The organism is Marinifilum sp. D737, assembly GCF_026672275.1.
Taxonomy (GTDB): Bacteria; Bacteroidota; Bacteroidia; order Bacteroidales; family Marinifilaceae; genus Marinifilum.
Genome location: NZ_JANQCD010000014.1, coordinates 63,552 through 83,813, shown reverse-complemented (window position 1 = coordinate 83,813; position 20,262 = coordinate 63,552). Strand labels below are relative to the sequence as shown.

General features: G+C 34.3%; 14 protein-coding genes. All 14 read left to right on the top strand.

What is annotated here, in order from left to right; genetic code table 11:
• The first annotated feature begins 47 nt into the window (after positions 1-47).
• The 14 genes from cdaA to NQ163_RS10235 all read left to right on the top strand — a co-directional run bounded on the left by cdaA (position 48) and on the right by NQ163_RS10235 (position 20,175).
• Positions 48-839 carry a diadenylate cyclase CdaA gene (gene cdaA, locus NQ163_RS10300; RefSeq protein ID WP_268190253.1) on the top strand — a complete coding sequence of 264 codons (792 nt, stop codon included), beginning with the start codon at positions 48-50 and terminating at the stop codon, positions 837-839.
• Positions 840-905: 66 nt separating this feature from the next.
• Entirely contained in the window at positions 906-1,760 is an 855-nt protein-coding gene (locus tag NQ163_RS10295) for a TIGR01777 family oxidoreductase (RefSeq protein ID WP_268190252.1), read from the top strand.
• 219 nt (positions 1,761-1,979) lie between these two features.
• Positions 1,980-4,421: a response regulator gene (locus NQ163_RS10290; RefSeq protein ID WP_268190251.1), complete on the top strand. Its 2,442-nt coding sequence runs from the start codon at positions 1,980-1,982 to the stop codon at positions 4,419-4,421.
• Between the two features lie 36 nt (positions 4,422-4,457).
• Complete coding sequence (locus tag NQ163_RS10285) at positions 4,458-5,846, top strand: sigma-54-dependent transcriptional regulator (protein ID WP_268190250.1); 1,389 nt, start codon at positions 4,458-4,460, stop codon at positions 5,844-5,846.
• A 348-nt stretch (positions 5,847-6,194) separates the two neighbouring features.
• Entirely contained in the window at positions 6,195-6,620 is a 426-nt protein-coding gene (locus NQ163_RS10280) for a hypothetical protein (protein WP_268190249.1), read from the top strand.
• A gap of 157 nt (positions 6,621-6,777) precedes the next feature.
• Positions 6,778-6,966, top strand: coding sequence for a helix-turn-helix domain-containing protein (locus tag NQ163_RS10275; protein ID WP_054720643.1), 189 nt, complete (start codon positions 6,778-6,780; stop codon positions 6,964-6,966).
• Positions 6,967-7,151: 185 nt separating this feature from the next.
• Entirely contained in the window at positions 7,152-11,927 is a 4,776-nt protein-coding gene (locus tag NQ163_RS10270) for a gliding motility-associated C-terminal domain-containing protein (protein ID WP_268190248.1), read from the top strand.
• A gap of 1 nt (position 11,928) precedes the next feature.
• The gene (locus NQ163_RS10265; RefSeq protein ID WP_268190247.1) at positions 11,929-12,948 is read left to right on the top strand and encodes a PorP/SprF family type IX secretion system membrane protein; all 1,020 of its coding nucleotides are present in this window, start codon (positions 11,929-11,931) and stop codon (positions 12,946-12,948) included.
• A gap of 112 nt (positions 12,949-13,060) precedes the next feature.
• On the top strand, positions 13,061-13,642 hold the full coding sequence (locus NQ163_RS10260) for a CsgE family curli-type amyloid fiber assembly protein (protein WP_268190246.1): 582 nt from the start codon (positions 13,061-13,063) through the stop codon (positions 13,640-13,642).
• An 18-nt stretch (positions 13,643-13,660) separates the two neighbouring features.
• Positions 13,661-14,083 (top strand): curli production assembly/transport component CsgF, encoded by a 423-nt coding sequence (locus NQ163_RS10255; protein WP_268190245.1) that lies wholly within the window; start codon positions 13,661-13,663, stop codon positions 14,081-14,083.
• 39 nt (positions 14,084-14,122) lie between these two features.
• Complete coding sequence (locus NQ163_RS10250; RefSeq protein WP_268190244.1) at positions 14,123-15,577, top strand: CsgG/HfaB family protein; 1,455 nt, start codon at positions 14,123-14,125, stop codon at positions 15,575-15,577.
• A 363-nt stretch (positions 15,578-15,940) separates the two neighbouring features.
• Positions 15,941-17,581 (top strand): hypothetical protein, encoded by a 1,641-nt coding sequence (locus tag NQ163_RS10245; RefSeq protein WP_268190243.1) that lies wholly within the window; start codon positions 15,941-15,943, stop codon positions 17,579-17,581.
• A gap of 347 nt (positions 17,582-17,928) precedes the next feature.
• Positions 17,929-19,569 carry a hypothetical protein gene (locus tag NQ163_RS10240; protein ID WP_268190242.1) on the top strand — a complete coding sequence of 547 codons (1,641 nt, stop codon included), beginning with the start codon at positions 17,929-17,931 and terminating at the stop codon, positions 19,567-19,569.
• Positions 19,570-19,641: 72 nt separating this feature from the next.
• Complete coding sequence (locus NQ163_RS10235; RefSeq protein WP_268190241.1) at positions 19,642-20,175, top strand: hypothetical protein; 534 nt, start codon at positions 19,642-19,644, stop codon at positions 20,173-20,175.
• The last annotated feature ends 87 nt before the right edge of the window (positions 20,176-20,262 follow it).

Sequence of the window (20,262 nt, the reverse complement as noted above, 5' to 3'; positions counted from 1 at the left end):
TTGATATAAAATTGTAATTTTGTTAATAGACCGAATTTAAATATATAATGATCACTGCTTTTATCACTCTTGGGCTTTTCGATATTTTGGATATTCTTTTGGTAGCCTTTCTTTTGTATCAAGTTTACCTTCTGATTCGTGGAACTGTAGCTATTAATATTTTTGTGGGATTATTTCTCTTTTATCTAATGTGGCTGCTTGTACGCGCTCTTAATATGGAATTGTTGAGTAGTATTCTTGGACAATTTATTGGAGTTGGAGTGATTGCATTGATTATTGTTTTTCAGCAGGAAATCAGGAAATTTTTGCTGATATTAGGCTCACGATATAATGTAAATCAGAAATTTAGTTTAGAGAATTGGTTTACAAAGGATGAGGTTGGTTTTCAAGAACAGGAAATTGCCTCTATTGTTACAGCATGTGAACACATGTCTAAATCGAAAACCGGTGCTTTAATTGTAATTGCGAAAAATTCCGATTTACAGGCTTACGCCGATACAGGAAAGATTGTAAATTCAAGAGTTTCCGGAACATTGTTAGAGTCGATATTCTTTAAAAATTCTCCTCTGCATGATGGAGCAGTAATCATTGCCAATAATAAAATTCTTGCGGCTCGTTGTATTTTGCCAGTTACGGATAGTACTAATATTCCCGGAAGTTTGGGCTTACGACATCGTGCGGCCATTGGAATGAGCCAGGCAACAGATTCGCATGTGATAACAGTTTCTGAAGAAACGGGGAATATCTCTTACATCATGGGAGGAAATATTAAAGTACGAATTACAGGTGCCGATTTGAAGAAATTTTTAGCAGGAGATTATTCAGGATTTATCGTTTGAATCAATTCATCTAAATCCTGATTATAAACTGAATCTTTTGGTAACTGAAAGAAAAATTCAAAGCAGATGAAAATTGCAATATCAGGAAGTAATGGATTGGTAGGTTCACATTTGTGTAATTATTTACAAACTGAAATTGGAGCTGAAATTGTAAAGATTCCCAGAGAGAGATTGTATGGTGATACGAAAGCTTTGGCTAATCTTCTTGATGGTGCAAATGTAATTATTCATCTCTCGGGTGCCTCAATTCTTTCTAGGTGGACTAAAAATAGAAAAAAAGTACTTCGTGATAGTCGGGTGGAAACGACTAAAAATCTATGCAAAGCAGTGGCTATTATAGAAAATAAGCCAGACCAATTTATTTGTACATCGGCAGTGGGTATCTATTCTTGTCATAATGAGCATTCAGAGGAAAGTGAAGCATATTCTCATGATTTCTTAGGTAAAGTTTGTATGGAATGGGAACAGGCCGCGATGGAAATGCAAAAGCTGGATGTAGCAACCGTAATTTTTAGACTAGGAGTGGTTTTAAGTAAACATGGAGGAATCATTCAAAAATCATTGCCGTTTTTTAAACTAGGTATTGGTGGTCGTTTGGGATCTGGTAAGCAACAGTTTCCGTTTATTCATATTGATGATTTGATAAAGGTGTATGCTTTTGTGATTAATGAAAAAAACAAAGGAGTATACAACTTGGTTGCACCAGAAAGAGTTAACAATGCTTACTTCACAAAAATGATGGCAAAAACAATAAATCGTCCGGCGTTTTGTCATATTCCATCCTTCATTTTGAGATTATTACTTGGTGAAGCTTCTACTGTTCTGTTAAATGGACAAACTATTCTTCCGAATCGCCTGAAAAAAGAGGGGTTCGAGTATAAATACTTAACACTTGAGGGAGCTCTTTGTGCTCTTATTTAGGGATTTAGTTGAAAAACTTAATAGCCATTTTCGGATAGTTGACCAAGATTTTTGTACTTCTCAAGGAGTTTTAAGCATGGTTAATCACAATAGCATTGATTTTTAGGCGTATTCGTTTTAATTTTGATTAAACAAAGAATTATGGAATAACTAAAGAAATGCCCAGTTTAGGGTCTTTTTTTTCTATAAATGGTTTTAGTTAAGATTAATCAGTAGCGTATGGGATTTAATTTTACTCCGGAAGTATTGGTTGTGGATGATAGATTGGAGAATTTGGATCTAATAGGTGCGGTATTGGGAAAATTAGACGCAAAACTAGAGTTGATTCAATCCCCATTAGATGCCATCCGAAAAATAGAGGAGAAAGAATATGCCTTAATTCTTCTTGATATTCAAATGCCACAAATGGATGGTTTTGCTCTTGCTGAGAAAATCAGATCTGGAATAAAGAATGCAGAAACTCCGATTATTTATATAACCGCTTTTTATCTTGATAAAGAAAGTGAACAAAGAGGTTACGATTGTGGTTGTGTCGATTTTATCATGAAACCTTTTAACTCAACAATTTTAAAAAACAAGGTAAATATCTTTTTGGATCTGTATAATAATAGAAAACAGAAGGAGGATCAAAATGTAAAGTTGAATCTTGCATTAAGAGATAAAGAACTTTTTGAAAACAGGCTTAAAAACCTTGCAAGCAATTACAGAACCATTATTGAAGGACAGAGTGAGTTGATTCTTAAAATTAACGATTCATTTAAGATAGAGTTTGCGAACAAGGCATTTACAGATTTCTTTAACTACTCTTTAGATGGAGTTGCCGTTAATTCAGTTGCAGATATCAATAGTGAACTTTCAGATCAAATATCGGTAGCCATTAAACAAATGAATGGTAAAAGCCAGTCGATTATTCTGGAAAAACCAATAAAGAATCATTTGTTGGAACAAAAATGGATAGAATGGACCGTTTTTAAGCAAATGGAATTTAATGAAATGTTCTATCATATCGTAGGTCGGGATGTTTCAGATAAAAAACTCTTGAAGGATTCATTAATCAAGAAAGAATTAATGATCCGAAAAATACAGAAATTGGCACGGGTAGGAAGTTTTGAATGGGATTCTTATACAAATATACTTCGAGGATCGACAGAGTTTTATCGCATTTATGAAATTTCAGATAAGGAGATTGATAATGTCTTAGCCTGTATAAAAGAGAAGTTTCACCCTGAGGATTTATTGTCTTTTGATAAAGTCTTAAACATTAGAGCAAAAGAGAATCAAAAACTTGAACTTAAGCATAGAATAATTACAAAAGACCAGAAAGTAAGACACATTCATCTTGAAATAAATGCTGAGTATAATTCTAAAGTAGACTTACTTATTTATACAGGAGTTGCTTGGGATGTGACTGAAGATGTTGAAATAGAAACAACTCTGAAGAATTGTCTTGGTTTTGAAAGGGAGGAGTATCATGACAAAGCATTTGTTGAATTAAATGAAAACAATGAGATCGTTTATGTCAATAATTTTGGTTGCAAGATGTTGGAATGTAATGATCTGAATAAAACGACTAATGTAAGTTTCTTTAATTTTATTCCTGTTCCTTTTGCGGATAAAGTGGAGGAGTTGTTGAACTTTAGAGAAAAAAAGAGAGATTTTGTTTTTGATGTTATTAATCTTCAATCTAAAAATGGGAATTTTAAGAAAGTGGTTTTAATCGCTTTTTCATACAATGGCAAAGGAATACGTTTGTTGATGAATGAATTGCCTCAACCTAATGGTGAAGGGATTATCGAGAATAAATATCAATCTGTTATTTCAGATTTAAAAGTGCATGAAAAAGAACTTGAGCGGAATGCATCAGAAATGCAGAAAAAGATTAATCATGAACTATTGGTTAATGAGTATCAAAATCAACTGTTAACTCAAAAATCCGAACTCGAATCTTTAGGGAAAATGGCAAGTAGTGTGGTGAATGAAATCAATCAGCCGCTTTCCGGGATATCCATGATTGTTGACAATGTTTTATTGAGATTGTCGAAAGATATAATTGATAAAGAATACATAGAAGAGAAGTGTCAGCAAGTATTTAAGGATATTGATAGAATAAAAGCATACCTATCTCAAATTAGTATTTTTAATTCATCACAAAATGAAAGTTGCGATGCCTCGGTGAATGTAAATAATGTTGTTCAGGATGCTGTCAACTTAATGAAAAAGCAATACAAAAACTCTAATGTTGATATTCAATTAAAAGTTGATCCTGATTCGCTTTATATATGCGGAAATAAGTATAAACTGCAGAAAGTTATTGTCGATATTTTGAATAATTCATACGAATCAATAGGCGAAAAACTGAAAAGAAGCAATTCCAATGAAAGTATGGAAGATAAAATTCAAGTAAAGACAAAACTTGTAGAAAATGAGGTGGTTGTGTCGATTAAGGATTTTGGAGAAGGAATTGATCCAAGGAATTTGAATTCCATTTTTGAACCTTTTTATTCTACAAAACAAGAGAAAAAGAATTCAGGCCTGAGTTTGTATGTAAGTAAGAATATAGTGCAGAAAATGAATGGGGAAATTAAAGTTCGCAGTAAGAAAAATCAGTACACAGAAATGAAATTAATTTTCCCATTTGAACAAATGATAGAGAAAAAATAGGTATATTTTAAGGAAAGTTAACACTATACAACCACTATGATTTCAGTTAGTAATCTTAGAATTCTGATTTTAGATGATGAGCAATTGGTTCGCGATGAGCTGAGTGAGTTCCTTATTGATCCAAATTTTCAAATTTTTAAAGCCAGTACACCTTCTGAAGCTTTTGAGATTATGAACTGTAATGAGGTGCATATTGCGATTATTGATGTTAATTTGCCTGAAATGAGTGGTCTGGAGGTTCTTGAGAAGATAAAGAAAGAACATTCAGATATTGAAGTAATCATGATTAGTGGTTATAGTGAAATGGACTCGGTAATTCATTCTATGAGACTTGGGGCTTCCGATTTTTTCACGAAACCATTCCGCTTGAGAGATGTTGAACATTCCATAGAGCGAACCAAGAAATTTGTGAACCTGAATAAGAGTTTGCAGGAAGTAAAGCGAAACTATTCAATTATATCTAAAGAATTTTATGAGGCGATGGGCTATGAAATTGTAGGGGAAAGTCGCCACATGAAGAACCTTATAAATTTAATTGGTAAGGTTGCCAAAACAGAGAATACGTCAGTTTTAATAACTGGAGAAAGTGGTACTGGTAAGGAGTTGGTTGCCAGGGCAATACATTATTTGAGCAGTAGAAAAGAAAACTGTTTTTATGCGGTGAATTGTAGTGCGATTCCTGAAACCTTGTTCGAAAGTGAATTTTTTGGACACACCAAAGGTGCTTTTACGGGTGCTTCTGATACCAAAACAGGGTGGTTTGAGGCAGCAAATAAAGGAACACTTTTTTTGGATGAGATTGGAGATATGCAGTTAAATCTACAAACAAAGTTTTTGCGTGTTCTTGAAGACCGAAAGATTAGAAAAGTAGGTTCTAATATTGAAATTCCATTTGATACACGAATTATCGCTGCAACCAACCAAAATTTAGAAGAACTAGGTAATGAAAAGGGGTTTCGTTTAGATTTGTATCACAGGATAAGCTCTTTTGTGATTCATCTAGAGCCATTACGTAATAGAAAGGAAGATATTCCTTTGTTATTGGATTATTTTGTGAAGTATTTTAATAGGATAATGGCTAAAAATATTAATGAAGTAGATGAAGCAGTGGTTAGAAAGTTATTGGCCTATGAGTTTCCTGGAAATGTGAGAGAGTTGAAAAATATGGTTGAAAGAGCAGTTATTATTTGCGATACCAATAAACTTGGATTGTCCAATTTTCAGCTTAATGAGATTAAGGAAAATTATTCTAGTCATTACCATTATCCTTCTGAAGAAATTTTAGATTTGGAACTGGTAGAGAAGAACTGTATTCTAAAGGCTTTAGAGCGTTCGAATTATAATAAATCTAAGGCTGCAGATTTATTAAATATCACCTGGCAGTCATTGGATCGGCGAATCAAAAAATACAAAATAGAAAAGTGAAAATCTGGATTATTCCAGATTTTTTTTTACATCCATTTTCGGATATATCCACTTTTTGAAGACCGTCTTAAATTGTAAAATCAATAAAATCAAGCTATTCATAAAAGTACTGGTATTAACCAAAAAATGATGTCCGAAATTGGATAAAACTATGGAGAAAAATGTATGTACTAGAATAGCAGGCTTTTAGTATTCTGTTTTACTATTCTTAAACATTTATATCCGAATGTGGATATTTGGTAATACCTTAAAAATAACTCACGCAAGTGTTAAGGTTCGTATAATCAATATGATAGGCTTTTTGGTATTTTAATTGAAAGTAAAGATTCGTTCTAATATCTAATTGATATGGGTGTTTTAATATTGGAAGGTGATAGTTTTAAAATTCTTCCTTCATCAGGAATGACAATGAATATTTTATTTATAAAAGAGAACCGATCGCTAATAGGTGAATTGAAAGAGTATATTCACAGTTTGGATGCGCAGGCTTATTTTGCTGATGATCCATTGGAAACTGAAGTTATTCTTAGTCATACATCTATTGATTTGGTAATTATTCCACTTAAAGCACTATCTAATTTAGATATGCTAAAATTCATTAATGATAATTTTAAGAAAACAAAAGTTGTTATTACTGTTGATAGAGAAGAACAGAGTTCAAAAATTGGAAACCGTAAAACTTTATATACAAATTACGATCTGTTGCAAAAGCAATTAAGATTGTTTGACCTTAAAAAAGCTATTGGTTCCGGATTGGATTATAGTCCGAACTAATTACTCTATTCACTTTAAAACCTAACCATGATTTGGTTAAAATTTGCAGAAATTAGCTTGGTGTGGGAGTAGGCAGTTTGCTTACTTCCCATCCGGTTAAAAGAAAAGAAAGAAACAAACCTTATTACTCAATTCTATTCATTTTAAAACAACAGTTATGACACAAGAAGTTCAAGACGATTTGGTAAGAATTAAAGAGAGACTTAGAATTCTTGATGACAAGAAGAAAAAAGTAGCCAAAATTATTGGAATAACGGATGTTTACTTGTCATATATTCTTAACGGAAAGAGACCTCTAACTGCTAATGTTAAATCAAAACTATTTGATTACTTAGGACTAAGCTAATTTTTTTTAGTCGTAGTCGTTTAACTAATATTAAAAATCAGGAATAGCTTCGAAATATTGAAATTATTACCTGATTTTTTTAATTGGTTTTTGTTGTGTTATGATGACTATTATTTTGTAAATTGAGTGTAAGTAAAAGATAATCAAAGTTTAAGAAAAGGCAAACAAACTTTTAAATTTGTTTTATGAGGCTGAAGGCATACATAGTAATTGTAGTTTTAGTACTTTCTTCTTTCTCTGAAATATTTGCCCAAGGACGTGCCGGGGTATGGTATTTTGGCGAAAATGCAGGTTTGAATTTTAATGTTGACCCTGCGGCACCATTAACTGATGGTGCATTAAATACTGAAGAGGGATGTGCAACTGTTTGTAATGCTCAGGGCGATCTTTTATTTTATACTGATGGAATAACGGTGTATAATAAAAATCACGCTGTTATGGCAAATGGAGATGGATTGGATGGAAATGTTTCTGCAACTCAATCTTCAATTATTGTGCAGCAACCAGGTAGTAGTGTATTGTATTACATTTTTACTGTTGATGCTCATCAAAATGCTTTAAGAAATGGTTTGAGATATTCAATTGTGGATATGTCAATGAATGGTGGTTTGGGGCAAGTTACCACCAAAAACGTTATAGTGTTTAGGAATGAAGTTTGTGAAAAGGTTACAGCAGTAAAACATGCAAATGGTACTGATTTTTGGGTGCTTACTCATGAGTGGGGGAATAGACGGTTTTTAGCTTATCAATTAAGTGCAGCAGGTTTGTCAGCTGCCGTTACTAGTTCCGTAGGTATCGTTCATAATTCTGACAGAAGATCTTCTATTGGTTATATGAAAACTTCACCAAATGGGAACAAACTTGCAGTTGCAATATATACAGAAAATATGGTAGAATTATTTGATTTTAATTCTTCCACCGGACAAGTGTCAAATCCAATACAGATTAGTAGTTATACTTCACCTTATGGTGTGGAATTTTCTCCATCAGGCGAATTTTTGTATGTAAGTTTGTATACTCTTGGTGAACTGTATCAGTTTAGTATTTCATCTGGTAATCAGGCTACTATTAATGCTTCGGCACAGCTAATTGGAAGTGGTGCCTGGTATTATGGTGCATTGCAATTGGCACCGGATAATAGAATATATTTAGCCAAAACAAATAATTCAGCAACAAGTGGGAGTTTAAATTTGGATGTAATTAACAATCCAGATGTTGCTGGATCAGGAAGTAATTTTGTGGCAGACTCTAAAAATTTGTCAGGAAAAAGATGTTGGTTAGGCTTGCCCAATTTTGTCACAAGTATTTTTAGTCTTGAATTTGCATATCAATTCGACTGTGAAGGCGATAATACAGAGTTTACCATTACTTCAGATTTAACCAATATTGCAAGTGCAACCTGGGATTTTGGAGATGGAACTTCACAAACAAGTAATGTAAGTCCGTTTACCGTGACCCATGTTTTTCCTGTCTCAGGTACTTACGATGTTAATTTAGAGGTAAATTTAATTTCGGGAGGTACTGATAATGTAACCCAGTCCATTGTTATAAATGCATTGCCAACGGCTAATGATCAAACTATTTCGGTGTGGGAAGATGTGATTGGTGGTGGTGCAGCTTCAGGAATTGATCTTACCACACTTGAAACAGCAATAAACGGAGGTGCAGGTATTACTTATGCATGGTACTCTGATGTTGGTTTAACAACTGTAGTTCCTGATCCTACTAATGTAAGTGCCACAAATGGTCAGCAATTTTGGGTGCAAGTAGATGATGGAAATTGTACTAATGTAGCCGTAGTAACCGTAACAGTGAATGCTTTACCTCAAGCTGTAGATCAAAACCCTGTAGTTTGTGAGGATAATTATAATTCTGGAATTGCTTCGAATATTGATTTAACCCAACTCGATAATTCAATTACAAATGGAAATGCACTGCCTGTTAATTGGTTCCATGATGTTGGGTTGACCAAGCCAGTTACCAATCCAACTAATAGAACTGTTTCCAATGGAGAAGTGTTTTATGCTGAGGTGTCTACTTCAACAGGTTCAAGTGTTGCGACAGTAACGTATACAATTGAAAATTTGCCCGAAGGCAATGACATAACAATTCAGTTGTGGGAGGATACTTTTGGAAGTGGAACAGCATCAGGTGTTGATCTAACTTCTTATGATAATGCTGTTTCTAGTGGAGATCCAGTTGTTTGGTATGAAGATGCAGCATTTGCAAATTTGGTTTCGGGTCCTGGAAATATTACAGTAAGTGATGGAGATGTTTTTTATGCATTTATCGATAATGGTAACTGTACAAATCGTGGAAGTGTTGAGTTTGTTGTGCGTTCATCTCCTATAGCGAATGATCAGAATATTAGTATTTGTGAGGATGTAGTTGGCAGTGGACTTGCTTCAAATATCGATTTAACTGCATTGAACGGAGCCATTAATGGTGCAACAACAAGTGCCGTTACTTGGTATGATGATGCAGGGCTTACGATTTTGGTAGCAGATCCTACAAATGCTACTGTTAGTGATGGGCAACAGTTTCATGTTTTAGTTGAGAGTGGAGGTGAGTCTAACACTGCTATTGTTACCTACTCGGTATTGCCATTGCCTATTGCAAATGACCAAAACATTACTGAATTTGAAGATGTTCCGGGATCAATGACGGCGACAGCTGTTGATTTAACAGCGCATAATAATGCCATAACTGGAGGTCAGCCTGTAAATGTGGAATGGTACTTCGATTCTGGATTAAGCAATCTGGTTCCGAATCCTAGTTCGCAGGACGTGATGGATGGAGATATCTTTTACGTTCTGGTTTTCGATGCAAGTTGCTCAAATATTGCTACAGTTCAATTTTCAGTTTTAAACACTCCTGTTGCCAGAGATGTTTTTCCTGAAGTATGTGAAGATGTTGCTGCAAGTGGTAGTGCATCTGTAGATTTAAGTTTGCTTGAAAATCAAATTAATGAGGGGAATGGCGATACATTTACATGGTTTTTTGATTGGCCAACCGAGCCCAATGGGTTACCAACAAATTCTATTCCTGACCCAACAAGTGTGAATGCTACAAATGGTGTTAGATTTTTTGCCGCTGTTGATGATGGTTTAAATACAAATGTTGCAGTAGTAACCTATACGGTAAATGCTTTACCTACAGCATTAGATATTGTTGTTGATGTTTGGGAAGATAGATTCGGAACGGGCTTGACAACAGGAATAAATCTTTTGAACTACAATTCGAGTGTAAATGGAGGAAGTACCTCCTCCGTCACTTGGTTTACAGACATAGGTCTGACAAATGCAGTTTTGACACCTGATAATGTTAGTGCTGCTGATAATGATGTTCTTTATGCTTTAGTGCAAGATGCTAATTGTTCAAATAGCGGAAGTGTTACATTTAATGTAAGACAGTTACCGGAAGCTAATGACCTGCAAATTCAACTTTGTGAAGATGTTCAAGGTTCAGGAACAGTGGCAGGTTATGATTTGACTCGACTTGAACCTGCTGTGAATAATGACCCAGGAACTGTAAAAGAATGGTTTTTCGATTTTGGATTGACTCTTCCGGTATCAAATCCATCAAATATAAGTGTTAGTAATGGTGATGATTTCTTTGTGAGAGTGAGTTTTGGAGTGGAAAGCAATGTTGGGCAAATAGACTTTACGATTAACTCCCTTCCTCAGGCACAGAATCATTCTGTAGCTCTTTGTGAAGATAATTTTAATACAGGAGTTGTTAATGGTGAAGACCTAAGAATTTATGAGAGTAACATCAGTACAAGCCAAGGTATATCTTTAGTTTGGTATTCTGATGTATTACATACAAATGCGATATTGAATCCAAGCAATGTGCAGGTTTCCGATGGGGATATTTTCTATGCCCGTGTTTGGGATGGAACATGTGAAAGTTTTGGAGAACTTGATTTTACAATTACAGCTTTGCCTGAAACCACAACGGTAACAGAAAAATTATGTGAAGACACATTTGGCAGTTCTACTATTGGTAATATTAATCTTGCAGATTTTGAAAGCTCATTAAGTCAGGATCCTAATGCTGCAATTCAGTGGTATGAGGACGATCGTTTAACTATTCCCGTAAATGACCCAGCTAACCAAATTGTGAGTAATCAAAGTGCTTATTACGCACTGGTAACGAATAGCAATAGCTGTGAGAATACTGCAAGATTAAACTTTTTTGTAAATTCTTTGCCATTAGCGAATGATCTAAACATTGAATTGTGCGAAGATGAAGCAGGAGGAGGTGTGGTAATCAATTATAATTTGTCAGATTTAGATGTAAGGGTATCTAGTTCGGGTTCAATTATATCATGGTTTCAGGATGTAGGTATATCTGACCCTGTAAATAACCCTTTATCATATCGAATAAGCAATAATTTGACTTTGTATACTCAGGTTACTGATGGTATGTGTGAAAATACATCCACCGTTAATTTTACCGTTCATGATAGACCTACTTTTGATTTAGGTGCGGATACAACTATCTTTTATACAGAGAGCAAAGTTTTGACTCCAGCAATCGAGATAAGATTTTTACCAGGTACCTATTTGTGGCAAGATGGAGCCACATCTTCCACTTATACAGTAACAGAAGAAGGAAAATACTCATTAATATTTACTGACTTCAATGGGTGTGTGGGAGAAGACGATATTATGGTGTATGTTGATCGATATAGAATTTTTGTTCCCAATGCATTTACACCTAATGGCGATGGATTGAATGATACATTTGGCCCGGTAATTACAGGAGATATAGCAGGAGAAGAAATTGAAATGTATATCTATAACCGTTGGGGCGAAATGATTTATGAATTTACTGATTTAGGAGTAGGATGGGATGGAACCTATAAAGGGAAACCTGTAAATACTGGAGTTTATGTATGGACTCTTATTATTAATGGGAAGTCAAAGCAAGATGGCTCCGTTTCTTTAATAAAGTAAGATGTTAAAATGGAGAATTATTCATATTATCATTTTGATTGTGCTTTCGCAGAATGTCAAGGCACAGGATATTGAATTCTCTCAATTCTATGCCAATCGTTTGTACTTAAATCCGGCTTTAGCAGGATCAGAATTTGCTCCGGTTGCATCATTGTCCTATCGAAATCAATGGCCGCAAAACAATAAACCTTTTGTAAGCTATACGGTTTCTTACGATCAGTATGTTGATATAATGCATGGAGGATTAGGTCTTTTGCTGATTCAGGATAATCAGGGAGATGGAGCAATTAAAACTACAATGGCTTCGGGTATGTATTCATACTCCCTTAATATAAATAGAAATTTTTCAGTTAATACTGGTTTGAAAGCTACATATGTACAAAGAAAGTTGGATTGGGAATCTTTGGTTTTTTCAGATATGATTGACCCTTTATACGGTGTAATATATCCGGGAAGGGAAATACAGCCAGGGAGTTTATCACATTCTTATATTGATTTTTCACTTGGGATAGTGGCAAATTATAAAAACTTTTATTTAGGAGCAGTTGCTGATCATTTATCGGAACCTGATGAAGCATTCGATAGTGATAACAATTCAGCTGTTTTGCCAAGGAAGTATACTGTTCATGCGGGAGCAGCAATTCCCATTGGATACTCACGTGGCTTAATGAAAAGTGATTTCATTATTTCACCAAATATTTTGTATCAGAAGCAGCAAGATTTTGAGCAAATTAACTATGGATTGTATTTTTCCAGAACCAATTGGGTGGTAGGAACTTGGTTTAGACAAAATTTATCCTTTGATTTTGATGCGTTTATTGTGCTTTTAGGATATCAAACAGACAGATTAAGAATAGGATATTCATATGACTATGTAATATCAAAATTGGTTAAAACCAACTCAGGAGCTCATGAGATTTCTCTAACATATTTATTAGGAAAATCTCGCACATCTTGTTCAGGATCACACTATTTTAGAAAGAAGAGAAGGATTAGGGCAATTCGATGTCCGAAATTTTAATGGATGAAAAATGACCAATTGTCAAAGAATTATATTTATCTGTTTAAGTTTAATTAACTGGTTAACAAAAGTTAAGATTTCTTAAGAGTGGTGTAATGTGGTGTAAAACTTTATGAATTTAAAATTAGAAACTATATATTTATATATTGTGAAGAAGGCTGATTATATAGTGTTTAGAATGTTTGGTTCGTTACGAAGAATTACTTTTTTGATATTGGTTGCTTTGCTATTTTGTTGTTCGGTTTCAGTTCATGCTCAGCAAACTAATAAAGAGAGAGATTCTTTGCGAACTTTAAAAATATTAAAGGATGCTTTAAATAGTGCTGTACAAAATAATTCAAGTACAGAGTCAGCAGAACTTGATATGGAAATCGATGGGTTAATTATGGATGAGACCATATCAAAAGTAGGTCGGGATTTTTTTGATATGTTTTATGCAACCTGGAATGCACCCAAAAATGCGAAAAACTTTACAATTACCATAAAGGAAATGGTATTGCCTGGATTGGCAACTCAAATTACAATATTAGTTAATGATGAAGAGGTGTTTAAGCAGAGGGTGCAGCCGCGAAACGATATTATGGAACAAATGTCAAACTATGCAATATATAAAACCACTAGATATTTAAGCAATTACGAAAGAATGAAATCTCAACTTGATGGAGATGATCAATCAGGTTCGGGTATTTTTTAACCTTAAAATAAATACACCATGAAATATTTAAAAGCAATAATCATAGTCGCTGTATTTTCTCTGGCCCAACCTATTGGAGCAATGGCGCAGGATTTTGTTTATACTCCAATAAATTCAAATTTTGGTGGTAATCCATACAATTACAATTGGTTGATAAATTCGGCAAAGCAGCAAGATAGAATCGAGGACCCTACTGCACAGGATGGTTATCAGACTGATCCTCTTGATGATTTTGAAACCAATTTGAATAGACAGATATTAAATCAGTTATCGAGTAGACTGGTGAATCAAATTTTTGGTGAAGGAGGTGATTTGGAGACCGGCAGTTATAATTTGGGGAGCTATAAAGTAGATATTATGGAAGATGCGAGTGGAGTTACCGTTAATATTCAGGATATACGGAATGGAAACTACACCAATGTCGTTATACCAAGTTATTAAAATTACCACTAATCATTATACCTCTTTAAATCTCTCTATATGAAAAGATTTATACCATTTTATCTGCTGGCATCTTTTATTTTCAGTGGATGTGTACCATACTTTAATCAACCATTAACGGAACAGCGAGCAGAAATTGGAGCAGAAACTCCTGTTAGAAAAAATCTGGTCGGACTACCAGAGCCACGTGAGAAAATTGTGGCAGCAGTATATAAGTTCCGAGACCAAACAGGACAATACAAGCCTTCTGAGACAGGTGCAAATTGGTCTACAGCTGTAACTCAGGGTACTACCTCAATTTTATTAAAAGCAATTGAAGAATCTGGTTGGTTTATACCCCTTGAACGAGAAGGATTGAATAACTTGTTGAATGAGAGGAAGATTATTCGATCAAGCAGGGCAAATTATGCTGGTAAAGATGATAATACTCAATTGTTGCCACCATTATTGTTTGCAGGAATTGTTTTAGAAGGTGGAGTTATTAGTTATGATGCAAATGTAATTACCGGAGGTGCCGGTTTAATGTATTTTGCAGCTGGAGGTTCAGGCCAATATCGTCAGGATAGGGTTACTGTGTATCTGCGAGCAATTTCTACCAGTAATGGTAGAATACTGAAGACGGTTTATACTTCAAAAATGATATTGTCGCAAAAGGTTGATGCAAGTCTGTTTAGATATGTGAAGTTTAAAAGGCTTTTAGAAGCTGAAACAGGGTTTACCTATAATGAACCATCCGAAATGGCGGTGAAGGAAGCAATTGAAAAGGCTGTTGAATCTCTTATTATAGAAGGTGTTATTGAGGGATTGTGGGATCTTAAGAATCCGGAAGAGGTGAATTCTGATGTAATTACCAGTTATGTAGAAGAAAAGGAAGAAAATCAAGAGTCAGATTTCTTTGATCAATTGATAAGCAAAAGACGTCATAAATTCGGAATAGGTATTGAAGGAGGATCATGGCTGTATATGGGAGATTATAGTCATACAGAAATGGAAGCCTGTGGCGGAGTTTCCTTATTGTATGATACCCAATCATTTATGCAGTTTAAGGCAAGTATTACAAGAGGGGATTTGGCTACGACAAAACATTTTCAAAAAACCTTTAATTCTCTTGATGTAACAGCAAAATATCGACTCTTGCCTTATAAAGATTGGACACCATATGTTGAAGGTGGTGTTGGTCTGTTTTCAGAACATGACAAATCAGCATTTACATTTGATCTGTCAAATTCCATACATGCCCAAGCAATTTATGGAGCTGGGGTTGAATTTTTACTCAACGATAGATTTGGATTAAACTTTTCAATCTTGAACCATTATATCTTCAATGATGAAGTAGATGGATTAAAGCAAGGACATTACAATGATTATTTTTGGGAAGGTAAAATAGGACTTAATGTTTACTTTGATAAGCTTTGGAAGAAGAATAATAAAAAAAGAATAAGGAAAAAGAAAGTTAGGAAAAAACCTAAAAAAGATCAAAGTCCTACTGAATAAAATATTAACAAGTTATGAACAGGTTAGAAGAAATTCTAACCTGTTTTTTTATGTGCTGATTATTTGAAATAGGTGCTGATAATATATTGATTCTATCGTGTTTGTGGGGTTTTGTTTAATTTAAATTAACAAAACGTCCTGATTTTAAAAGCTTTGTAATGTTTGATCAATATCTTTTAATAATTCATCATATAAATTTAATGTTTGATGTAAACTAACATTTTATTTCCAATATTACTTTCTAATTTAGTTTTTGAATTAAAAACATAAATCATCAAATCGCACTTTAATGGTGCATTAAATTAATTAAAACAATTCACTCAGGGAAACCTGAATTTCACTTTAAACCAAAAATTTCAAACCATGAAAAAGTTTTTATTTGTCCTTGCGACAGTTTTATTAACAGGAGCTTATTCTTTTGCTCAGGTTAACGTTTCAAATGTTGAACAATACGGTTGGATTAATGGAGCAACTGTAACTCAAGTTGGAATCTTTAATATTAGTGATTTATATCAGGATGGTGTTTTCAACAATGCTATGGTAAATCAAAATGGATTCTTTAATATTTCTGATGGAACTCAGATAGGTGTTGGAAATGGTCTTTATGTTGATCAAGCGATGTCTAACTTTTCTTACACTTATCAACTAGGATGGTTTAACTATGCACAAGTTGAACAATTGGGTTATAATGCTTCGTATGTAAATCAACTTTTTGGAGATTACAACTGGGCATTCGTTAATCAAGTAGGAGTTTGGAACCTTTCTAGCATTAACCAGATGTTTAGTTTTGCAGAATATGCTGACGTGTATCAAAATGGATGGTTAAACAATGCTTCAATTACTCAATTTGGTGGTATGTACGATGATGCAATCATCAGCCAGTGGGGAACTTGGAACTATGCGAATATTTTGCAGGAAGCTACATATGCAAACTATGCATTAGTTGCTCAATATGGCTTTGGTAACTTTGCAAGTGTAGACCAATGGATGGGTGCTTTCAATTCAGTTGAAATTCTTCAACATGGTGCTTTCCATACTGCTTTTGCTGATCAGTGGGGTGGAGAATCAAATTCTACAATGATTCATCAAGGTGGTTTAGCTAACTTTGCTTATACCGGACAATATGGTGGTTATATGAATGGTATTGATGTTAATCAGCATGGAAAATATAATGAAGCTTATGCTGCTCAGGTTAATGGTATGTTCAATAACTCAATCATCATGCAAAGAGGTAAAGGTAATGTTGCTGTTACAACTCAAGAAGGTGGTTTAGCTAACTTAGCATACGTGAACCAAAGAGGAAAACGTAACTATGCAGAAGTTTACCAATTGGAAGGTGCTTTGAACTGGGCATTAATTAACCAAAGAGGTAAAGAAAATGAAGCATTAGTTGAGCAATATTTCGGTGTATTTAATACTGCTGATATTTACCAGCATGGTAAGGAAAATGAAGCTTACGTTGGACAATTAGGTGGATTCTTTAATACTGCTGAAATTGAGCAATATGGTAAAGAGAATTCTGCTGAAATAGTTCAGATTGAAGGAGCATTTAACGAAGCTTATATCGGACAAGATGGAAAATACAATGATGCTGAGATTTACCAAGAATTTGGTGTAGGTTCTTTCGCAGGTATCGCACAAATTGGAGAATCTAACGAAGCTTATATTGAACAATCGTATACTGACTATTCTTTTGCAGGAATCATTCAATTAGGAAATGATAACGCAGCTGCTATCGGACAGTTTGATTCTGATGATAGTTATGCTTTAATCAACCAGGAAGGTGATGATAACTTTGCTATGACAATTCAGGCATTTGGACAAGGTAATGTTGCAATTACTAATCAACTTGGTGATTATAATAGTGCAGTTACTCTTCAGGTAGGAAGTAACAACTATGCAGATGTTTACCAATATGGTTATGGACATTCGTCAACAGTAACTCAATTTGGTAATGGAAATACTGCTGTTGTATCTCAATATAATGCAGGTGTAACTCCATAATTTTTATGAATTGATTTGATTGATTTATAATAAAAGTAACCGCCAAATTGCTGAAATAATGCAGTTTGGCGGTCTTTTGTTATCGTTTATTTTAAGACATTTTAAACATTTGTTTAAGTTTTCTTATGCTTTTTTAGACTCTATAAAAATTAGCATGTGGAGAATACGGTTTAATCAATGGTAATAATTCATTCATGTAAAAATAAAGGTGTTTGGAAAGGCTTTTTTTTAATTTAGATAAAAGATCTACGAAGGCTATAAGTAGTCTTCACCAGGTCGAATCAGAGCTCTTTATACTATACTAGATTTTATTTTAATTCACTTTAAAACCTTTAAAAAAATCAACCATGAAAAAATTATTATTTCTGGTAGTTGCTGTGGTGTTTGCAGTTTCTTCTGCTTTTGCCCAGGTAAACTACTCTACAGTAGACCAATTTGGTTTTGGTAATACAGCTGGTGTTACCCAAGTTGGATGGTACAACATGAGTGATGTTGACCAATTAGGACTATGGAATGACGCAACAGTTGACCAAGAGGGTCTTGCAAACATTTCATACATTAATCAATGGCTTGTTGGAAATACAGCTATGGTTAGTCAGCTTGGCATTCTTAATGTGTCGTATGTTGATCAGGTAGGTTTCTTCAATATGGCTTATGTTGATCAGATGGGATTACACAACATTTCCAGAGTGTTACAGTTGGGTTTATTGAATATGGCAGGAGTTAACCAGGCAGGCTGGTTTAACATGTCTTATGTAACTCAATTTGATTTCTTAAATACTGCGATGGTAATGCAAATGGGATTGGCTAATTTATCAACTATTTTACAAGCTAATCACAATAACATTGCTATGGTAGATCAAATGGGGCGCTTCAATAGAAGTGATGTACTTCAATTAGGTGCATTGAGTAGTGCTAATGTATGGCAAATGGGAGTTCGCAACTCTTCTAACATTACTCAAATTTTACCAATTTTTACTGATGCAACTGTAATTCAGTATGGTAGAATGAATCGTTCTGATGTATACCAAAGAAGAGGTGCTTATAACAGTGCATTTGTAAACCAATGGGGATTGCGTAATAGTGCAAGAGTAACTCAGTTGTATGGTCAATATAATCATGCAAGCATTACTCAGTTATATGCATTCAACAGAGCGCATACTATGCAAATTGGAGGTTTCAGTAATGTTGCAAATATTCATCAAAATGGAATTTGGAATATGGCTTCAACCTACCAAAGAGGTGGTGTTGATAACGAAGCATTTATTATGCAGAACGGCCAGGCGAATCGTGCACGTACGGTTCAAATTGGTGGAGACCATAATGTATCAAGAACTAATCAAATTGGTACTCGTAATTATGCTTTTGTTGAGCAAATTCATGAATCGAAAGGTGATGTTGAGGTTTTCCAAAAAGGATACAGACATTTTGCTGATGTAAGTCAAAAGTTTGGTTCAGGTGATCAAGCAACAGTTAAGCAATTTGGAACTTATCAAACAGCTTATATTTCACAGCTTTATGGAACTAAGAATAAGGCTAAGATTACTCAGAAAGATCATGGAAACTTAGCAATTATCGATCAGATTGGTGGTAAGAAAAATAAAGCTAATATCTTCCAAAAAGGGGAATACAATTTCTCATTTGTAGGACAATTTGGAGGTAAAAAATCAGATGCTTTTGTTGAGCAAAGAGGTGATTTTAACAGAGGTTGGGTATTCCAGTTTGATCAAGAAGAAAGTTTAGCTGATATCTTGCAAGATGGAGATCGTAACGTTGCTGTAATTGCACAAATGGGCGGTATGTACAATAGTGCTACCATTCTTCAGACAGGTGATGATAATACTGGTTTAACATATCAGTGGGGTGATAATAATACTTCATTCCTTGAGCAAATTGGTAATGGTCACTTTGGTCAGGTTATCCAAAATGGTAGCGAAAACTTCGCTGTGACTCAGCAAGGAAATAATGGTGTTGTATTCTCGCCATGATCCAATAAAATTATCATGTGAAATTCCCACTTTAGTGGGAATTTCCTGATTAAAATCTTCACTAAATCGCTTATGCTTTATTTAAATAAATACATTTGGTGCGCTCTGTTCTTATGTTTTAATAGTTTTGTAATTGGGCAGAATTATAATCAGGAAGACCAACTTCTAAATCAATTGAATTATGGTCTTGCCAAAGCCATCGAAGGAGAAAATGTTATCTCTGCTATTCAATTTGGAAATGAGAATGATTTAATGATTTCTCAATTCAGTAAAGAACAGGTGGCAATCATCCAACAGGTTGGTGTTGAGAACATATTAGAGGCAGTTCAGAAGGGAAATCGCCAAATTATTGAGATTTTTCAGCGAGGAGATTTAAATTTTGTGGAATCTGCCTTAAATGGGAACAACATTTCCTCTAGCATTCACCAATATGGTGATAACAATTCATTGCAACAAGAAGTTATTGGGAATAATAAGAGCTTTGAAATTACACAAGTTGGAAATGACAATGAATTAATTCAAATAGATACCGGAAATACTACCCGTGGCTATAATGTAAGCCAGGTAGGAAATGGTATGACTGTTATAATACAAAGTGGTTTGTGAATACAGAGCAGGTTTAAATGGTTGGGGTATCCTTTGGGATACCCCTTCTTATTTTAAGATATTTTATGGAAATTAAATGTTTTTTTT